Raw genomic sequence first — 18,152 nt, 5'->3', positions numbered from 1 at the left:
ATGAGAAGCACGAATTTCCCGTTCGCGGCCGTGGTCGGCCAGCCCAAGCTGCAAACGGCGCTGCTGTTGTGCGCCGTGGACCCCAGCATGGGCGGCGTGCTGATACGCGGCGACAAAGGCACGGCCAAGAGCACCGCCGCGCGCGCGCTGGCGGATATCCTGCCGCGTATCGACCGGGTGGCCGGCTGCGCCTTCAACTGCAGCAGCGCGGCGCCGAGCGAGCATTGCGAGGTGTGCCGCGCCGATGGCGCTGCGGCGGACCTGTCCGCCGTGCCCTTCGTCACGTTGCCGCTGGGCGCGACCGAGGACCGCGTGCTGGGCAGTCTCGACGTGGCCAGCGCGCTGCAAGGCGGCGGCCGGGTGTTCCAGGCCGGCTTGCTGGCGTCGGCGCATCGCGGCATTCTGTACATCGACGAGGTGAACCTGCTGGCCGACCATCTGGTCGACGTGCTGCTCGACGTGGCGGCGATGGGCGTCAATTCGGTGCAGCGCGAGGGCCTGTCGATACGCCATCCGGCCCGCTTCACCTTGATCGGCACGATGAATCTGGAGGAGGGCGACCTGCGTCCGCAACTGCTGGACCGCTTCGCCCTGATGGTCGAGGTGGCGGCGCCGCGCGACAAGGCGGTGCGCTCCGAGGTGGTGCGCCGGCGCATCGCCTACGAGGCCGATCCGCTGGCCTACGTGGCGGCGTGGCAGTCGCAGCAGGATGCGCTCAATGTTCAACTGGCGACGGCGCAGCAGTTGCTGCCGCAGGTGGAGCTGGACGACACCATGCTCGATCTGATCAGCCATTTGTGCTGCGAGTTCGAGGTGGCCAGCCTGCGCGCCGACATTGTCATGCACAAGGCCGCGCGCGCCTTGGCGGCGCTGGACGGCCGCTTGAAGGTGACGCCGGGCGATCTGCGCAGCGCCGCCGAGCTGGTGCTGCCGCACCGCCGCCGCCGCAAGCCGTTCGAACAGCCCGGTCTGGACCAGGACAAGCTCGATGACTTGATGCGCCAGGCGCAGAAGGAGGAGCAGGAGCAGCAGGAGCAAAAAGCGCAGCAGGAACAACAAGAACAACAGGAACAAGGGCAGGGCGACGAGGCCGACTCCGATGAGGACGCGGCCGAGCAGCCGTCCGCCAACGACGCGCAGGAGCAGCCGGAACAAATGTTCGCCAGCGGCTCCAGCGGTGCTGCGCCGCATCTGACGGTGGCGGCCAGCTCCCGTATCGGCCGTAACACCATGGGCCGGCGCAGCGACGCCCTCAACGCCGTGCGCGGCCGCGTGGTGCGCGCCGTGCCGGACGAGAACCCGACTAGCCTGGCGGTCGGCGCGACCCTGCGCAGCGCGGTGCTGCGCGACCCCGGCAATTTCAACGTGACCAAGGCCGACCTGCATCAGCAGATCCGCGTTGGCAAGAGCGCCAACCTGATCCTGTTCGTGGTCGATGCCTCCGGTTCGATGGCGGCGCAACGGCGTATGGAGGCCGTCAAGGGCACCGTGCTGGCGCTGCTGACCGACGCTTACCAACGCCGCGACGAGGTGGCGGTGATCGCCTTCCGTGGCCAGTCGGCCCAGCTGCTGCTGGCGCCGACCCGCAGCGTGGAACGCGCCGAGCAGGGCTTGAGCCAGCTGCCGACCGGCGGCCGCACGCCGCTGCCGCACGCCATGCAGCTGGCGCTGGAGACGCTGGAGCGCGGCACGCACACGGCGCCGCCGCTGCTGGTGCTGCTCACCGACGGCAAGGCCAACGTGGCGCTGGCCGAGGGCGGCGATCCGTGGCGCGAAACGCTGGCGCTGGCCGAGTCGCTGGCCGAACGCGGCGTGCCGGCGCTGGTGCTCGACACCGAGACCGGCTACCTCAAGCTGGGCCGCGCGGCGCAACTGGCGCAGGCTTTGGGCGCCGAGTGCCTGACGCTGGAGCAGCTGTCGGCCGACAATCTGGTGCTGACCATTCGTGCGCGTCTGGGCGCGGTGTAAGGTGGCGGCTATGAATCCAGGAAAAGTGTATTTGATCGGCGCCGGCCCCGGCGACCCGGAACTGATGACCTTGAAGGCCGTGCGCCTGCTCGGCGAGGCGCAGGTGGTGCTGCTCGACGCGTTGGTCAACCGCGAGGTGCTGCGCTTCGTCGCGCCCGGCGCGGAGGTGATTGAGGTCGGCAAGCGCGGCGGCCGCCATTCGGCCACGCAGGACGAGATCCAGCAGCAGTTGCTGGAGCACGCCTTGCGCGGCAAGACGGTGGCGCGCTTGAAGGGCGGCGATCCGTTCATGTTCGGCCGTGGCGGCGAGGAGATGCAGTGCCTGCAAGCGGCCGGCATCGAGGTCGAGGTGGTCAGCGGTATCACCAGCGGCATGGCCGTGCCGGCGGCGCTGGGCATTCCGGTGACGCACCGCGACCACGCCCGCAGCGTCACCTTCCTGACCGGCCACGGCTGCAACGATACGCCGCCCAACTGGGCCGGCCTGGTGGCGGCCGGCGGCACGCTGGTGATCTACATGGGCGTGGCCAACCTGCCCGGCATTACGGAACAATTACTGGCGGCGGGCATGCCGCCGACGCGGCCGGCGGCCGTTATCCAGAACGGCACGCTGGCGGAGCAGCGCTGCGTGGCGGCGCCGCTGGCCGAGCTGGTCGAGCGGGTGCGCCTGTCCGGTATCGGCAGCCCGGCCATCGTCATCATCGGTGATGTGGTCGGCGTGGCATCGCAGCTGGCGGCGCAACTGCGGCCGCAGCAAGAACAATTTGAGGAGCAGTTTGTATGATTATTTGTATCGGTGCCGGTCCCGGCGATGTGGCTTATTTGACCCAACGCGGCGCGCAATTGATCCGCGACGCCGACGTGGTGGCCGGCTTTGAAGCGGTGTTGAACGTGGTGCGCAGCCTGATTCCGGCCGAGGCCCAGGTCATCACCATGGGCTACCGCGACCAGGTCGCCAAGCTCGACGAAGTCGCCGTCGAACACCACGCCGGCAAGAAGTGCGTGGTGGTCTTCATGGGCGACATCCACTTCAGCGGCTTCCAGTATCTGGAGCGGGTGGAACGCGCCTGTGGCCATCCGGTCGAGTCGCTGCCGGGGATTTCGTCGGCGCAGATCCTGGCCTCGCGCACCAAGGTGTGCTTCGACGAGACCACCTTCATCACCTTCCACCGGCGCGGCGACCTGACGCCGTTCAAGCGCCATCTGGTGCACGTGCTGGAGGACCAGCGCAACGCCATCGTGATTCCCTGCCCGTGGGACGAGGCGCGTTCCTTCATGCCCTGGCATATCGCCGCCTATCTGATCGAGCAGGGCATTCCGCCGGAGCACCCGGTCGAAGTGTGGGAGAACCTGACGCGCGGTGACGCCGAGTGGCACGGCAGTCTGGCCGAATGCGCCGAGCACCGCTGCTCGGACATGAGCATCATGCTGATCCGCACCCTGGCGCCGATGGCAAGCCAGATCGAGGCGGCGCCGGGCCAAGCTGAAACGGCGCCGGCAAAATGAACGGCGTTCCAATGAATACTGAAGACGCTGCGGCGATCAAGTCCGGCATCGTCGTCGCCGGCCACGGCAGCCGCGACCCGGACGCCGTGCGCGAATTCGAGGCGCTGGTCGAACTGGTGCGGGCGCGGGCGCCGCAGGATGTGGTGACGCACGGTTATCTGGAGTTCTCCAGCCCGACCATCGCCGAGGCGGTGGCGGCCAATCTGGCGGCCGGCACGCGCCAGGTGGCCGTGACGCCGGGCGTGCTGCTGGCGGCGCGTCATGCCAAGAACGACATGCCGGCCGAGGTGCAGGCGATGGCGCGCGACTATCCTGAGATCGATTTCCACTTCGGCGCGCCGCTGAACCTGCATCCCAAGCTGCTGCAACTGGCGCAGGAACGCATCGTCGAGGCGGAGGCGACTTCGGCCGCCACGGTGCGCCGCGCCGACACCTGCTTGGTGCTGGTCGGCCGTGGCACCACCGACCCGGACGCCAACGGCGAAGTGTCCAAGCTGGCGCGCATGCTGGAGGAGGGCATGGGCTTCGGCGGAGTCTACGTCTGCTATTCCGGCACGGCGACGCCGCTGGTGGCCGACGGCCTGCGCGCCGCCGCCCGCATGGGCTTCGCCCGTCTGGTGGTGCTGCCGTTCTTCCTGTTCGACGGCGTGCTGGTCAAGCGCATCTACGCGGCGGCCGACGAGCTGGCCGAGCGCGAGCCGGCTGTCGAGGTGCTCAAGGCCAGCTACTTCGGCGTGCATCCGCTGGTGGCCGACGTGATGATCGAGCGCGCCCGCGAGGCCGTCGCCGGCCGCGCGGCGATGAACTGCTCGCTGTGCAAATACCGTGTGCAGATCGTCGGCTTCGAACAGCAGGTCGGCGAGCCGCAACGCGCCCACCACATGGCGGTGCGCGGCTTGCTGGCGCAGGAGGGCGCCGCCACGGCGCCCGCCGCGCCTGAGCGTTTCGCGGCCTACGTGCCGCATCCGATTGAGGCGGAGAGCTTCGAGATCATCGCCGCCGGCCGCGACTGGGCGCCGTTCCCGGTCGAGCAGTTGACGGTGTTGCAGCGGCTGGTGCACACCAGCGGCGACTTCAACGCCGTCGACGATATGTACTTCTCGCCGGGCGCGGTGGAGATCGGCATCCGCGCGCTGTTGCGCTGCAAGCGCGTGCTGACCGACGTGACGATGGTGCAGACCGGCCTGAAACGCGCGCTGCTGGAGCAGCTGGGCGTGGACACCTGGTGCGGCGTGCACGACCGCGAGACGCATTTGATGTCCGAAACGCTGGGCATCACCCGCTCGGCGGCCGGCATCCGCCGTGGCTTTGAAAAGTACGGCAACGACGTGGTGGTGGCGATCGGCGACGCGCCGACCGCCATCGCCGAGGCGGTGCGCTTGATCCGCGACCACGGCTGGCGCCCGCAACTGGTGATCGGCCTGCCGGTCGGCTTTGTCGGCACGCGGGAAACCAAGGAACTGCTGCGGCGCTGCCTGCAAGTGCCGCGCATCACCAACAGCGGCACGCGCGGCGGTTCGCCGTGGGCCGCCAGCGTGGTCAACGGCATGATGATCGACGCCGTCAACCAGCTCGCCGGGTATGCGCCTGGCTGAACGCAGCGAATTCGACCTGAGCGTGCTGGCCCTGAACGGCCTGCGGCGCGGGCGCACCACGGGTAGTTGCGCGACGGCGGCGGTGAAGGCGGCGCTGCACCTGCTGCTGTTGGCCGAGCGGCACGAGCGGGTCGCCGTCACGCTGCCGGACGGCGCACACTATTTGATGGTGCCGATCCAGCTGGTCGAGACGATGGACGGCGGCGCCCGTGCCGAGGTGCTGAAGGACGGCGGCGACGATCCGGACAATACGCACGGCTCGACGATCTTCGCCGAGGTGCGGCGCAACGGTTTGAACGAGGTGCGCTTCTTCGCCGGGCGCGGCGTCGGCACGGCGACCCTGCCGGGCCTGCGCGTGGCGGTCGGCGAGCCGGCGATCAACCCGGTGCCGCGGCAGATGATGCGGCAGGCGGTGGCCGAGGTGCTCGACGAGGCGCCGGCCGAGGCCGAGAACAGCGGCTTCGATCTGACCATCGGTTGCGAGGAGGGTGAAGTCATCGCCCGCAAGACCTTCAACCCGCGGCTGGGCATCCTGGGAGGGATCTCCATCCTCGGCACGTCGGGCATCGTCGAGCCGATGTCGCTGTCGACCTGGATCGCCTCGATCGAAGTGTATGTGCGGGTGGCGCTGGCCGACAATGCGCCCAGCGTGGCCTACCTGCCGGGGAAGATCGGGCGGGAGTATGCCAAGGACGTGCTGGGCATGCCGGAGCGGCGCACCGTGCAGATCGCGAACTTCCTCGGCGACGCGCTCGACTTCACCGAGACGGCGCTGCGGCAGGACGGCCGCGAGCTGGATGTGCTGTGGTTGGCCGGCCATCCGGGTAAGCTGGCCAAGGTGTTGGACGGTGTGTGGGACACGCATTCAAGCAAGAGCAATATGGCGATGGCGGGCGTGGCCCGCGTCGCGGCGGAGTGTGGATATGCGCCCCATTTGGTGCAGGCGATAGAACAGGCAAATACAGTGGAAGCAGCGATGGAAAGAATGAAGAATGAAGCAGGGGCGCGCGATCTGTGGGTGGAGATCGAGCGGCGCGTCGGCGTGCTGGCGCGGGCCCGCGTGCCGTCGGTGCGGCGCTTGGAAGTGCGCCTGTTCGACCTGGCCGGCAACTGCCTGGGAGCGGACGCTTGAGCGCCGTGCCGCAGGCCGCATCGGCCGCCGCCGCGCCGGGCATGTTCTGGGGTGTCGGCGTCGGCCCCGGCCCGGCCGGCTATGTGCCGCTGGCGGCGCTGGAGGCGCTACGCGAGGCCGATCTGATCTACGCGCCACGGGCGCGCGGCATCGAGACCTCGGTCGCCTTGCAGTGTCTGGCCGGCGTCGAGATCGACGCGGCCAAGCTGCGCGATGTCGAGTTCAATATGGACCCGGACCGCTCCGTCCTCAGCGAGCACTATGCCCAACTGGGCGACCAGATCGCCGCCGAGCTGCGCGCCGGCCGCAACGTCGCCTACCTGACCATCGGCGATTCGCTGACCTATTCGACCTACGGCTATGTGCTGGCGGCCTTGCAGGCGCGCCTGCCGGACCTGCGCCAGCGCACCTTCCCCGGCATCACCAGCTACGCCGCCGCCGCGTCGGCCTTGTCCTGGCCGCTGGGCGAGGGCAAGGAGCGCGTGCTGATTTTGCCGTGTCCGGAGACTGCCGAGGAGCTGCGCCGCGACATCGAGACCCACGACATCGTGGTGTTGATGAAGATCGGCCAGCGCCTGCCGTGGGTGCTGGAACTGCTGCGCGAGATGGGCATTGCCCAACACTGCGCCTTCGCCCGCCGCATCGGCCTGCCGGGCGAGATGCTGGCCTCCGGCCTGGACGATTTGGTGGCGCAGGACGCCATGGGATATTTGGCCACCATGCTGGTGCGCCGCGCTTCACGAGAGGAACGATAAGCATATGAAGGTCTACTTTATTGGTGCCGGCCCCGGCGCCGCCGATCTGATCACCTTGCGCGGCGCGCGCCTGCTGGGCCGCGTCGACATGGTGCTGTACGCCGGTTCGCTGGTGCCGACCGACATGCTGCAGCACTGCCGCGCCGACGCCGAGTTGATCGACACCGCCCAGCTCGACCTGGAGCAGCAGCAGGCCTGTTACCTGCGCGCCCAGGCCAGCAACAGCGATGTGGTGCGGCTGCACTCGGGCGACCCGGCCATCTACGGCGCGACGGCGGAGCAGATGCGCCGGCTCGACGCGCTGGGCATCGACTACGAGATCGTGCCGGGCGTGTCCTCGTTCACGGCGGCCGCCGCCGCGATCAAGTCCGAGCTGACCAAGCCGGAGGTGTCGCAGTCGGTGATTCTGACCCGCGTATCCGGGCGCGCCTCGGCGGTGCCGGAGCTGGAGTCGATCGCCCGCTTGGCCGAGCACCGCGCCACGATGTGCATCTTCCTGTCCGGCCCGCACCTGAAGAAGATCGTCGCCGATTTGTCGCTGCACTATCCGCAGGAGACGCCGGTGTCGCTGGTCTACCGCGCCAGCTGGCCGGAGCAGAAGATCTATCAGGGCACGCTGGGCACGGTGCTGCAGGATACCAAGCGCGGCGCCTGGAATCTGACCACGATGATGCTGGTCGGCGCGGCGCTGGGCAAGGAGGCGGCGGCCGAATCGAGCTTGTATTCGAAGGACTTCACCCACCTGTTCCGCGTGGTGAAGAAGAACAAGGCGGCGGCGTGAGCGAGCCGGGGCCGGAGTCGAAGCCGGGGCCAGCGTCGGCGACGGCAGCGTCGCTCGGCGTCTGGCTGGTCCGGCCCGAGGGCGAGGACCTGGCCGCCTGCCTGCACGAGCGTTTGGGCGCGCAGGTGTACCGGCCGTGGTTGCAGGCGGACGTCGCACAAAAAGCGCAGTTCGCCGCCGCCTACCGCCGGCACACGCAATGGGTGATGGTGGCGGCCAGCGGCATCGCCGTGCGCTTCCTCGACGGCCTGCCGCAGGATAAGCACAGCGATCCGGCCGTGGTGGTGCTGGACGAGGCGGGCCGCTTTGCCGTCTCGCTGCTGGCCGGGCACGAGGGCGGCGCCAACGCGCTGGCCTACCGCGTCGCGGCGCTTGTGGGCGCGGTGCCGGTGGTGACCACGGCGACCGAGGCGCTCAAGCCGCTGGTGGTCGGCATCGGCTGCCGCAAGGGCGTGCCGGCCGAGCGCATCGAGGCGGCCGTGCGGCTGGCCCTGGGCGATTATTCGATCGCCGATGTGCGCGAGGTGGCGACGGTGGACCTGAAGGCCAACGAGCCGGGGCTGCTCGACTTCTGCCGGCAGCACGGCCTGCCGCTGCGCGTGTTCGCGCGTGAGACGCTGGCGGCGCGGCCCTGGGTCAGCCAGCCGTCGGCCTGGGTCAAACTGAATGTGGGACTGGACGGCGTCTGCGAGCCCTGTGCGCTGGTGGCCAGTCCGCGCGGCCGTTTGCTGGTTCCAAAAACAAGCCTGGACGGCGTCGCCGTCGCAGTGGTTCAAGATCAATGGATGGAAATATGAGTGGTGTACTGAATTTGGTGTCGGTCGGACCGGGATTTGAGGACTTGATCGCGCCGCGCGCCGTCGCGGCGCTGGAGAGCAGCGACGTGATCGTCGCCTACGAGCTGTATCTGCGCTGGATCGGCCCGCATATCGAGGGCAAGGAGATTCACTCGCCGCCGCTGACGCAGGAGCGCGAGCGCGCCTTGCTGGCGATCGAGAAGGCGCGCGGCGGCGCCAAGGTGTCGTTGATTTCGAGTGGCGACATCGGCATCTACGCGATGGCCGCACTGGCTTTCGAGGAGATGGGCGAGGACGATACCTATGAGGTCAACGTGATCCCGGGGATCACCTCGGCCAACGCCTGCGCCTCGCTGCTTGGCTCGCCGCTGTCGCATGATTTCGCCACGCTCAGCCTGTCCGACTTGCTGTGCCCGTGGGAGTGGATCGAGCACCGCGCCCGCCACATCGCCCAGGCCGACCTGGCCTGCGTGATGTACAACGTGCAGAGCGCCGGCCGCCAGCAGGGCGTCTATCGCGTGCTGCAACTGATGCTCGAAGCGAAGGCGCCGCACACGCTGTGCGGCGTGGTGAAGAACGCTTATCGGCCGGGGCAGCAGGTCAGCATCCATCGCCTGGACGAGCTGCCGTCGCTGCAGTTCGACATGCTGACCACCATCGTGGTCGGCAACCGCTTCACCAAGCGCAAGCGCGGCAGCATCTACACGCCGCGCGGCTATAACGACTGGGCGCTGCCGGAAGGCGCGCCGGTGGTGCCGACGGCACCGCGCGACGCCATGCCGGACGACGCGGCCTGGGTCTTCTCCGGCACCAGCGACGGCAACGCGCTGGCGGCGGAATTGGCCGCCGAGTTGGGCGCCACCGTCGGCCGCAAGGTGGTGGTGTCGGCGGCGACGGAGCACGGCGGCGCGCTGGCCTTGAAGGACTGCCCGGGCGTGACCGTCTGGGCCGGCCGGCAGGGCGTGGAGGCGCGCCGGCAGGCCTTGACCGGCAGCGGCGCGCGGGTGCTGGTGGATGCCACGCATCCTTTTGCCAGCAGCATGTCCGAGCAGTTGATGGGCTTGTCGCGCGAGCTGGGTATTCCGTATGTGCGCTATGAGCGCGCCAGCGAATTCGCCGCCGCCGACGGCGCCCTGTGCGCCACGCCGCAGTTGGCCGCCGAGCGCGCCATCGCCAGCGGCCAGCGCATCTTCCTGGCCACCGGATCGAAGGATCTGGCCACCTTCCTTCAAGCGCCGGGCGCCGCCGACAAGCAGTGGTTCGTGCGCTTGACCGCCGAGCCGGAATTCATCCAACGCGCCGTCGCGCTGGGCGTGCCGCGCGAGCGCATCTGCGCCATGCAGGGGCCGTTCTCGGCCGAGTTCAACACCGCGCTGTGGCGCGACTGGGGCATCGACTGCGTGGTGACCAAGGATTCCGGCGGCGCCGGCGGCTATCGCGCCAAGGCCGACGCCGCGCGCGCGCTGGGCATTCCGCTGGTGGTGGTGGCGCGGCCGCAGTTGTCGTATCCGACGCTGGCGGGCAGCACCGCCGAGGTGCTGGCGCAGTTGAAGGCGGTGGGTGTCGCATGAGGAAGTTGATTCCAGTGACCATCGTCACCGGCTTCCTCGGTTCGGGCAAGACCACCTTGTTGCGCGGCCTGATCGAGCGGCGCCAGACGCGCCGCCTGGCGATCCTGATCAACGAGTTCGGCGAGATCTCCATCGACAGCGCGCTGGTGCGCGACGGCGTCGGCGCTGACCAGGCCGACGAGCAGGTGCGCATCCACGACTTCGCCTACGGCCTGATCGCGTATGGCGAGGACCAGCAATTCGTGCCGACCATGCAGGCCATCGCGGCGCGGCGCGCCAACGTCGACCATGTGCTGATCGAGACATCTGGCCTGGCGCTGCCGACGGCGGTGATGGAGCAGTTGCAAGGCGCGGCGCTGGCCGACGATTTCATCCTCGACGCGACCATCGCCGTGGTCGACACGCCGCTGCTGCTGTCCGACCAGTTCGAGCACGCCGCCGGCATCAATCCGGTGGCCGAGATGTTCGAACGCCAGTTGGAGTCGGCCGACGTGGTGGTGCTGAACAAGGTCGACGAGCTCGATGACGAGCAGCTGCTGCTGGCCGAGACGCGGGTGCGCTTGCGCGCGCCGAACGTGCGCTTTCTGGAGCTGGCGCGGCAGGCGCAACTGGATATTCGTCTGGCGCTGGGCCTGCGCCTGCACCAGCCGACCCGCACCGAACACGAACACGCTTACACCTTGCTGCCGGCGATGCCGGGGCCGCAGACCGGCGTGCTGGCCAGCCAGAGCCGCTTGAACGGCCACGCCCATTCGGGCCTGGGGGCGCACAGCCACGGCCTGTCCACGCACAAGCATTTCCACGAGCAGGACCCGGGCTGGCAGTCGTTCGTGCTGCGCAGCGATGCGCCGCAGAGCAGCGCGATCCTGGCGGCGGCGCTGCGCGAGGCGGCCATGGCCGAGCCCATCCTGCGCAGCAAGGGTTTTGTGCGGACCGGCGACGGTGAGGCCGCCTTGCTGGTGCAGGGCGTGCGCGCCCGCATCGACATCAAGGCCGACGCCTCGCGGCCGGCCGGCAAGCGTTCCGAGCTGGTGTTCATCGGTTACCACGTCAGCCGCAGCAAGGTGGCGGCGCTGTTGTCGGAGCTGACCGGCAGCAACTGGCGCTAGATTTTCCCTATTCATTTTTCTTTAAGGAGTACCTTTATGTATGCAAAAACGTATCGTTGGTTGGGCTTGGCGGCGCTGGCCGTGGCCGGTGTCGCGCAGGCCCATCCGGGTCATGCCGAGGGCGCCATGGCCGGCCTGACGCACCCCTTCATGGGCTGGGACCACTTGCTGGCGATGTTCGCCGTCGGCGTCTGGGCGGCGCAACTGGGCGGCCGGTCGCAGTGGTTGTTGCCGCTGAGCTTCGTTGCATTCCTGACCGTGGGGGCCGGCATGGCCACCGCCGGCCTGGCGATGCCGATGGTCGAGGGCGGCATCGCCGCGTCGGTGCTGTTGCTGGGTGTGCTGATCGCCATGGCGGTGGCCGTGCCGAGCGCGCTGGGCGCCGCCATGGTCGGCGTGTTCGCCTTGTTCCATGGCTATGCCCACGGCATGGAAATGCCGTCGATGAGTTCGCCTTGGCAATATGCCGCCGGCTTCGTCGCTTCCAGCCTGGTGTTGCATGGTCTGGGCGTTGGCTTCGGCGCCGCGTTGCGCCGCAGCGATTTGTGGCTGCGCGCCGCTGGCGCGGTGGTGCTGATGGCGGGCGGTTGGATGACCGCCGGCGTGGTTTAAGCCAGGGATTTCTGCTGCATCGTTTGATTGTTTCTACTCCGGCCCGTTGGCGGTAAGCCACGCCAGCGGGCCGCGCACTTTTGATTTTTCTCAAAGCCCCTTCCCGATTCGCCTATTAAGTTGATAGCTAGTGTGCGGTTCCGCGTTCGCGCCGGACGGCACGGTTGAGTTGTGCTTCAATTCAATTCAAGGGCTGGCTTATGAAGCGGGATAGACGGGGATGGCCGAAGCCGTGGCGCCTAGCGTTGCTGGCCGTGCTGTTGGCGCTGGCGCCGATGGGGCTGGGCGGGGCGTACGCGGAGCAATATGTGGACGCGACGGGGCTGCGGCAACCGGCGCCGGCGGCGCCGCAGCCTGTGGTGGCGCCGTCACCGCAGCCGCCATCGCAGCCGGCATCGCAGCCGCCATCGCGCACCGAGCCGCCGGCGCCATCATCATCACCATCGTCATCGCCATCCAGACAGCAGAGCGACTACCCGCGCCAACGCGGCTCCAGTTCTGTCGCCAACGCCGCGATTCTCGTCGGCATCGGCGCCGTCCTCGCGAACATCTTTTCCTCGCCGTCCGAGCAGGCCTCGGCGCCCGCCGCCAACGACGACTACCTCGAACGCAACGGGCCGCGCTTCGCCGTGACGCAAAAGGTCGGCACCTTTGTCGTCGAAGGATACATTCGCGGCGGCTGGCCCTTCGTGGTCGATTTTCTGCCGCAACCGGATACCTGCACCGAGTTAAACGTTTACATGGGGGAGAAGCAGGTGTTTTCACGCCTGCTCGACGCCGACGGCCGCAGCGGCCGGCGCCTGCTGAAGCTCGTGCTGCCCGACAATATAGCGTCGGTGACGCGGCCGGCGCTGTACGTGCTGCGTTCGGCCCGCCCGGCCTGCGCCCAGCGCGGCGCCAAGCCGGATGGCGGCGCCGTGTCGGTCGAGGTCTATGGCATCGGTTGCGGGCCGCGCGCGGTCGGCTCGGTCGCGGTGGATCGGCTGGTGTTCGGCCCGCCGCAGCCGAAATTGCCGCGCGAACTGGTGCAGGTCGGCTACCGCATGCAATGGCCGTTCAACCACATCGCCGTCGAGGTGCTGCGCTTCCGCCGCAGCGGCACGGACGATATTGAGGTCGAACGGGTCGCCACCCTGGACCCGGAACTCAGCGGCGGCTTGCCGGCCGGCGAAGTGGCCGGCCGGACCTGGGACGGGCGCAACGGCGCGGCGGCGCTGTCGCTGGGCTTGCATCGGCTGCAAGTGCGGGCCTGGCTGGCCGGCGACGACCGCAGCTGGGTCGGCGCGATTTCCCCCGGCACCGTGCGGATCGCCGAACATGTCCAATAAGCGCAGACGTCCGCCGCAGGCGAGTCCGCCATCGGCGCCACGAGCGAGTCCGCCAGTGGCTTCACAGGCGAATCCGCCGGCGGCGCCATGGGTGAATCCGCCGGCGGCTCCACAGGCGAGTCCGCCAGCGGCGCCACAGGCGAGCCCATCGGCGACGCTGCGGACGGCCGCGCCGGCCTCACTGAAGGAGAAGGCGGCCGCCGTGTCGGTATTTCTGGCGGCGACGGCGGGCATCTATTACATCGTGCAGTTGCCGGTGGCCGACGTGGTCGATCCGGCCGACGCGGCGCTGCGCTTGAAGGCGGAGGGCGGCGACACCTTGTTGTTGCGGCCGCCGATAGCCGCCGCCGGCGCCACCGTGCCCCTGTTGACGGTGCTGGGGGAGGGCAACGAGGGCGTCGACGTGCATGTCGAGGACGGCGCGCTGGACGCGGCGACGGCGGCCGAGCTGCGCGAGGTGTGGTCGTTGGCCCTGCCGGCCACGCGCGGGCCGATCAATTGGACCACGACGGCCAGGGGCAACGGCCGCAGCCGCATCGACATTGGCCTGCGGGCGGCGCCACATGCAATGGCGACGGCGGCGACGGCGGCGACGACGGCGGCGCCGGGCAGGCCGGAGGTCGAGTTCGCGCAGGCCGGCAGCGGCAGCGCCGCCGCGCTGCGCGTGCGGGTGCGCAACGCCGTCGCCGTGCTGAGGTTGACTGTGCTGCTGGGCGATGAGGCGGCGGCCGGTGGCCAGCACAGCGCGCCGGCCGAGCGGAACGTGTTGCGCATTGGCAGCGCCGGCGCGCTGAAGCTGCCGGGCGCCTTGCCGATCGGGCTTGAGGTGAGCGAGGGCCGCGCCATCGTGCTGGTGTTTCCGGTCGGCGCGCCGGCCGGCCGCTTCTATCTGGGCGAGGGCGCCGAGGGGCCGGGCGTCGGCGAGGACGCCGGTGTCGCCGTGCGCGACGTCGGCCTACGCCGGCGCGATGGCAGCTACAAGTGGTACGCCTGCTCGGCCGGCAAGGGACGGTTGTTCCCGTGGCCGCGCGCGCCCGGTCCGGATGATTGCGCGGCCAACCCGACGCTGCGCGCCCACCACCTGGCCTTGGCGCCGGAGCAGGTGGCGCTGCGCGTCGACGGCGCCGGCTTCGTGGTCAGCGACGGCGTCGCGCGCGGCGGCGACTGGTTGGCCCGGCTGGAGCGATACAAATTGCCGGCGGCGCTGCTGGGCTTGTGCTATTCGGCGCTGGCGAACTGGGTGTGGCAGGTGTGTTGGGTGCGCCGCAGGGCCGCTGCTTGAGCGGCCGGCGCGGGCGCAACCGCCGTTCGGGTTGAACTTATCCTTGGAGAACGTCATGCAACTACATTTGTTGTCAGCGCGCTGGACGGCGCAGCGCACCGATTGGCTGGCGGCGGCCGTGGCCGGTTTCGGCGGCGGTGGCGTGCTGATGCTGCTGGAGCTGTTCTGGACCTCGGTGGTGCAGGACGGTAATCCTTGGCCGGCGACGCGCATGGTGGCGGCCATCGCGATGGGCGGCGAGCTGCTGCGCGAGAGCGGCTTCAGCTTGGTCGTGGTGGCCACCGCGCTGGCGCTGCACTACGCGCTGGGCACGCTCTACGGCCTGCTGCTGGTGGCCATCGTGGTCGCCTGCGGGCTTGAGCCGCGCGCCGTCATGGCCTCGCTGGCGGGCGTGGCGTTCGGCCTGCTCTTGTATATCGTAAATTTCTACGGGGTGGCGCAGGCCTTTCCCTGGTTCACGGCGCTGCGCGGCGCCGGGACGGCGGCGGCCCACGCGGTCTTCGGCGTGGCGGTGGTGGTGTTCTATCTGGTGCTGGAACGGCCGGCGTGGCGGCGTTGAGCCAGCCGTCGCGGACCCCGCCATGCCCTTGGTCATCGCCCTGATACTTGTCACGGTTGGCGCCGTGGCCTTCCACCTGCTCAGTCCCTGGTGGTTGACGCCGATCGCCTCGAACTGGCGGCAGATGGACGAGGCGCTGCGGCTGACGCTGCTGCTCAGCGGCGCGGCGTTTGTCGCCATCAACCTGTTCCTGGCCTACGCGATCTGGCGCTTTCGCCACCGCGACGGCGTGCGCGCCGCCGCCGAGCACGGCAACAAGCGGCTCGAGTGGGGCTTGCTCGGCCTGACCTCGGTCGGCATCGCCGCCTTGCTGGCGCCGGGCTTGTCCGTGTATGCCGAGCTGATTCATGCGCCGGCCGACGCGCTGCTGTTCGAGGTGGTCGGGCAGCAGTGGCGCTGGACCTACCGCTTCCCGGGCGCCGACGGCAAGCTGGGCCGCACGGACGCGCGCTTCGTCGGCGCCGATAATCTGTTCGGCATCGACCCCGGCGATCCGAACGGCAGCGACGATTTGCTGGTGGCCGGCGGCCAGGTGCATTTGCCGCTGGGCTTGCCGGTCAAGTTCGTGCTGCGCGCCCAGGACGCCGTGCACGACTTCTTCGTGCCGCCGTTCCGCACGCGCATGAATATGGTGCCGGGCATGGTCACCACCTTCTGGCTGACGCCGCAGCGCAGCGGCCGCTTCGAGGTGCTGTGCGCCCAGTTGTGCGGTGTCGGCCATGCCGGCATGCGCGGCGAGGTGGTGGTCGAGGAGCCGGCCGCCTTCCGCGCCTGGCTGGCGGCCCTGCCCACCTTCGCCGGCGCGCGCCGGCCGATCGACGTGGCGACCGGGACGGCGGCGGCGGCTGGAGCGGAAGCGGCGCCGGGACCGACCCCGACCCCGACCCCGACCCCGACCCCGACCCCGACCCCGGCGGTGGCGGTGGCGGTGGCGACAACTGGCGGCGGCGCCGCAGCGGGCGGCACGGCCGCCGCCCAGGGCCGCCTGCTGGCGCAGGCGCGCGGCTGCGTCGCCTGCCACAGCGTCGACGGCGGCACCGGTGTTGGGCCCAGCTGGAAGGGCCTGTACCGCCGCCGCGAGGCGATCGAAGGCGGCCAGAGCGTGTTGGCCGACGAGGCGTATCTGCGCGAATCGATCCAGGCGCCGAAGGCGAAGATCGTGCGCGGCTTCGCGCCGATCATGCCGGAGCAGGTCTTCGGTGAGGCCGACCTGGCGGCCCTGGTGGCGTATATCGAATCGCTCGGCGGCGGCGCGGCGGCGCCGACGGCGGGCAAGGGAGACGGCGATGACGTACGGCGGTGATACGGGCAGCAATCCGGACCAGGACCCGGGCCACGGCCCGCAGAGCTGGTGGTTGCGCTATGTGTGGAGCCAGGACCACAAGGTGATCGCCGTGCAGTACACCGTCACGGCGCTGGCGGTCGGCGTGCTGGCTATCGTGCTGTCCGACCTGATGCGCTTGCAGCTGGGTTTTCCGGGGCGTTTCGCCTTCATCGACGCGGCGCGCTACTACCAGTTCATGACGATGCACGGCATGATCATGGTGATCTACCTGCTGACGGCCTTGTTCCTCGGCGGCTTCGGCAACTACCTGATCCCGCTGATGGTGGGCGCGCGCGACATGGTGTTTCCCTTCCTGAACATGCTGAGCTACTGGTTTTATTTGCTGGCGGTGCTGATCCTGCTGTCCAGCTTTTTCGTGCCGGGCGGTCCGACCGGCGCCGGCTGGACGCTGTATCCGCCGCAGGCGATCCTGCCCGGCACGCCGGGCGTCGAATCGGGCATCGTGGTGATGCTGGTGTCCTTGCTGGTGTTCATCGCCGCCGCCACCATGGGCGGCCTGAACTATGTGACGACGGTGCTGCAGGCGCGCGCGCCCGGCATGACGCTGCTGCGCATGCCGCTGACGGTGTGGGGCATCTTCGTGGCCAGCATCCTCGCCCTGTTCGCCTTCCCGGCGCTGTTCGTCAGCGCCGTGATGATGTTGTTCGACAAGCTGCTGGGCAGCAGCTTCTTCATGCCGGCCGTGGTCTCGCTGGGCCGGCAACTGCCGCACCGGGGCGGCAGTCCGCTGCTGTTCCAGCACCTGTTCTGGTTCTTCGGCCACCCCGAGGTGTACATCGTCGCGCTGCCGGCCTTCGGCATCGTCTCCGACCTGATCAGCGTGCACGCGCGCAAGTGCATCTTTGGCTACCGCATGATGGTCTGGGCCATCGTCGCCATCGGCGTGCTCAGTTTCGTCGTCTGGGCCCACCACATGTATGTCAGCGGCATGCACCCGTACTTCGGCTTCCTGTTCGCCACCACCACGCTGGTGATCGCCGTGCCGACCGCGCTGAAGGTGTACAACTGGACGCTGACGCTATGGCGTGGCGACATACACCTGACCGTGCCGATGCTGTTCGCCGTCGGCTTCATCAGCACCTTCGTGGTGGGCGGGCTGACCGGCCTATTCCTGGGCAACGTCAGCGTCGACATCCCCCTGTCCAACACCTATTTCGTCGTCGCCCACTTCCACATGGTGATGGGGGTGTCGCCGGTGTTGGCGGTGTTCGGCGGCCTGTACCACTGGTTCCCCAAGGTCAGCGGGCGGCTGTACCACGAGGCGCTGGGGCGGCTGCACTTCTGGATCACCTTCGTCGGCGCCTACGTGATCTTCTTCCCGATGCACTATCTGGGCTTCCTCGGCATGCCGCGCCGCTACTACGCCTACGAGGGTTATGCCTTCATCCCGCCGTCGGCGCAGGCGCTCAATGCCTTCATCACCGTCGCCGCGCTGCTGGTCGGCGCGGCCCAGCTGCTGTTCCTGTACAACCTGGCCGTCAGCATCTGGCGCGGCGCGCCGGCCGGCGGCAATCCCTGGCGCGCCGCCAGCCTGGAATGGCAGACACCGGACACGCCACCCATCCACGGCAACTGGGGCGTGCGCCTGCCGCTGGTGTGTCGTGGCGCCTACGACTACGGCCGCGCCGACGGCGACAGCGACTACCGGGCACAAAACGTCGGCCCGGACGAGGAGGCCGAGGAGGCCGAGGCGGCGCGCGTGCGGCCGCCGACGGGCGCCGTGCCGGCCACGGCCGAACCACGGCCGGAAGGTGCGCCATGAGAACCGTGCCGTCAGGGCCGGGCGCGAGGGCTAGCGGGCCGACGGCGCAG

At 69.3% G+C, this 18,152-nt stretch carries 16 protein-coding genes; all 16 read left to right on the top strand.

Annotation, left to right across the window (positions count from 1 at the left end):
• The 16 genes from H7U20_RS20135 to H7U20_RS20060 all read left to right on the top strand — a co-directional run bounded on the left by H7U20_RS20135 (nucleotide 1) and on the right by H7U20_RS20060 (nucleotide 18,102).
• On the top strand, nucleotides 1–1,968 hold the full coding sequence (locus H7U20_RS20135; protein WP_199760922.1) for a putative cobaltochelatase: 1,968 nt from the start codon (nucleotides 1–3) through the stop codon (nucleotides 1,966–1,968).
• A 10-nt stretch (nucleotides 1,969–1,978) separates the two neighbouring features.
• Nucleotides 1,979–2,752 (top strand): uroporphyrinogen-III C-methyltransferase, encoded by a 774-nt coding sequence (cobA, locus tag H7U20_RS20130; RefSeq protein ID WP_199760921.1) that lies wholly within the window; start codon nucleotides 1,979–1,981, stop codon nucleotides 2,750–2,752.
• Entirely contained in the window at nucleotides 2,749–3,474 is a 726-nt protein-coding gene (locus H7U20_RS20125; protein ID WP_199760920.1) for a cobalt-precorrin-7 (C(5))-methyltransferase, read from the top strand. Before cobA ends, H7U20_RS20125 begins: the two co-directional genes overlap by 4 nt.
• An 11-nt stretch (nucleotides 3,475–3,485) precedes the next feature.
• A complete protein-coding gene (locus tag H7U20_RS20120) occupies nucleotides 3,486–5,069 on the top strand; it encodes a precorrin-8X methylmutase (protein ID WP_199760919.1) in 1,584 nt (527 codons plus the stop codon).
• On the top strand, nucleotides 5,056–6,201 hold the full coding sequence (cbiD, locus tag H7U20_RS20115; RefSeq protein ID WP_199760918.1) for a cobalt-precorrin-5B (C(1))-methyltransferase CbiD: 1,146 nt from the start codon (nucleotides 5,056–5,058) through the stop codon (nucleotides 6,199–6,201). The genes H7U20_RS20120 and cbiD overlap by 14 nt, the downstream gene beginning before the upstream one ends.
• A 41-nt stretch (nucleotides 6,202–6,242) precedes the next feature.
• On the top strand, nucleotides 6,243–6,956 hold the full coding sequence (gene cobI / locus H7U20_RS20110) for a precorrin-2 C(20)-methyltransferase (protein WP_199761000.1): 714 nt from the start codon (nucleotides 6,243–6,245) through the stop codon (nucleotides 6,954–6,956).
• Between the two features lie 4 nt (nucleotides 6,957–6,960).
• The gene (cobM, locus tag H7U20_RS20105) at nucleotides 6,961–7,737 is read left to right on the top strand and encodes a precorrin-4 C(11)-methyltransferase (RefSeq protein WP_199760917.1); all 777 of its coding nucleotides are present in this window, start codon (nucleotides 6,961–6,963) and stop codon (nucleotides 7,735–7,737) included.
• Nucleotides 7,734–8,534: a cobalamin biosynthesis protein gene (locus tag H7U20_RS20100; protein ID WP_199760916.1), complete on the top strand. Its 801-nt coding sequence runs from the start codon at nucleotides 7,734–7,736 to the stop codon at nucleotides 8,532–8,534. The genes cobM and H7U20_RS20100 overlap by 4 nt, the downstream gene beginning before the upstream one ends.
• Nucleotides 8,531–10,105, top strand: coding sequence for a precorrin-3B C(17)-methyltransferase (gene cobJ / locus H7U20_RS20095; RefSeq protein WP_199760915.1), 1,575 nt, complete (start codon nucleotides 8,531–8,533; stop codon nucleotides 10,103–10,105). The genes H7U20_RS20100 and cobJ overlap by 4 nt, the downstream gene beginning before the upstream one ends.
• Nucleotides 10,102–11,214, top strand: coding sequence for a CobW family GTP-binding protein (locus H7U20_RS20090; RefSeq protein WP_199760914.1), 1,113 nt, complete (start codon nucleotides 10,102–10,104; stop codon nucleotides 11,212–11,214). Before cobJ ends, H7U20_RS20090 begins: the two co-directional genes overlap by 4 nt.
• Before the next feature lie 36 nt (nucleotides 11,215–11,250).
• Complete coding sequence (locus H7U20_RS20085; protein ID WP_199760913.1) at nucleotides 11,251–11,826, top strand: HupE/UreJ family protein; 576 nt, start codon at nucleotides 11,251–11,253, stop codon at nucleotides 11,824–11,826.
• 200 nt (nucleotides 11,827–12,026) lie between these two features.
• Nucleotides 12,027–13,154: a hypothetical protein gene (locus H7U20_RS20080; RefSeq protein ID WP_199760912.1), complete on the top strand. Its 1,128-nt coding sequence runs from the start codon at nucleotides 12,027–12,029 to the stop codon at nucleotides 13,152–13,154.
• A 202-nt stretch (nucleotides 13,155–13,356) separates the two neighbouring features.
• Nucleotides 13,357–14,436 carry a hypothetical protein gene (locus H7U20_RS20075; RefSeq protein ID WP_199760911.1) on the top strand — a complete coding sequence of 360 codons (1,080 nt, stop codon included), beginning with the start codon at nucleotides 13,357–13,359 and terminating at the stop codon, nucleotides 14,434–14,436.
• A 55-nt stretch (nucleotides 14,437–14,491) separates the two neighbouring features.
• Complete coding sequence (locus H7U20_RS20070; RefSeq protein WP_199760910.1) at nucleotides 14,492–14,995, top strand: hypothetical protein; 504 nt, start codon at nucleotides 14,492–14,494, stop codon at nucleotides 14,993–14,995.
• 22 nt (nucleotides 14,996–15,017) lie between these two features.
• Nucleotides 15,018–16,298, top strand: coding sequence for a cytochrome c oxidase subunit II (locus tag H7U20_RS20065; protein ID WP_199760909.1), 1,281 nt, complete (start codon nucleotides 15,018–15,020; stop codon nucleotides 16,296–16,298).
• Nucleotides 16,282–18,102 carry a cytochrome c oxidase subunit I gene (locus tag H7U20_RS20060; protein ID WP_199760908.1) on the top strand — a complete coding sequence of 607 codons (1,821 nt, stop codon included), beginning with the start codon at nucleotides 16,282–16,284 and terminating at the stop codon, nucleotides 18,100–18,102. The genes H7U20_RS20065 and H7U20_RS20060 overlap by 17 nt, the downstream gene beginning before the upstream one ends.
• Nucleotides 18,103–18,152: the final 50 nt, after the last annotated feature.

This window comes from Rugamonas violacea (assembly GCF_016461825.1).
Classification (GTDB): Bacteria; Pseudomonadota; Gammaproteobacteria; order Burkholderiales; family Burkholderiaceae_D; genus Rugamonas.
This window is presented reverse-complemented; position numbering and strand designations above follow the sequence as displayed.

Excerpts from the sequence above, each read along its gene's own strand:
- H7U20_RS20135 (WP_199760922.1), top strand. The coding sequence starts at position 1 with ATGAGAAGCACGAATTTCCCGTTCGCGGCCGTGGTCGGCCAGCCCAAG.
- cobA (WP_199760921.1), top strand. The coding sequence starts at position 1,979 with ATGAATCCAGGAAAAGTGTATTTGATCGGCGCCGGCCCCGGCGACCCG.
- H7U20_RS20125 (WP_199760920.1), top strand. The coding sequence starts at position 2,749 with ATGATTATTTGTATCGGTGCCGGTCCCGGCGATGTGGCTTATTTGACC.
- H7U20_RS20120 (WP_199760919.1), top strand. The coding sequence starts at position 3,486 with ATGAATACTGAAGACGCTGCGGCGATCAAGTCCGGCATCGTCGTCGCC.
- cbiD (WP_199760918.1), top strand. The coding sequence starts at position 5,056 with ATGCGCCTGGCTGAACGCAGCGAATTCGACCTGAGCGTGCTGGCCCTG.
- cobI (WP_199761000.1), top strand. The coding sequence starts at position 6,243 with ATGTTCTGGGGTGTCGGCGTCGGCCCCGGCCCGGCCGGCTATGTGCCG.
- cobM (WP_199760917.1), top strand. The coding sequence starts at position 6,961 with ATGAAGGTCTACTTTATTGGTGCCGGCCCCGGCGCCGCCGATCTGATC.
- cobJ (WP_199760915.1), top strand. The coding sequence starts at position 8,531 with ATGAGTGGTGTACTGAATTTGGTGTCGGTCGGACCGGGATTTGAGGAC.
- H7U20_RS20090 (WP_199760914.1), top strand. The coding sequence starts at position 10,102 with ATGAGGAAGTTGATTCCAGTGACCATCGTCACCGGCTTCCTCGGTTCG.
- H7U20_RS20085 (WP_199760913.1), top strand. The coding sequence starts at position 11,251 with ATGTATGCAAAAACGTATCGTTGGTTGGGCTTGGCGGCGCTGGCCGTG.
- H7U20_RS20080 (WP_199760912.1), top strand. The coding sequence starts at position 12,027 with ATGAAGCGGGATAGACGGGGATGGCCGAAGCCGTGGCGCCTAGCGTTG.
- H7U20_RS20070 (WP_199760910.1), top strand. The coding sequence starts at position 14,492 with ATGCAACTACATTTGTTGTCAGCGCGCTGGACGGCGCAGCGCACCGAT.
- H7U20_RS20065 (WP_199760909.1), top strand. The coding sequence starts at position 15,018 with ATGCCCTTGGTCATCGCCCTGATACTTGTCACGGTTGGCGCCGTGGCC.
- H7U20_RS20060 (WP_199760908.1), top strand. The coding sequence starts at position 16,282 with ATGACGTACGGCGGTGATACGGGCAGCAATCCGGACCAGGACCCGGGC.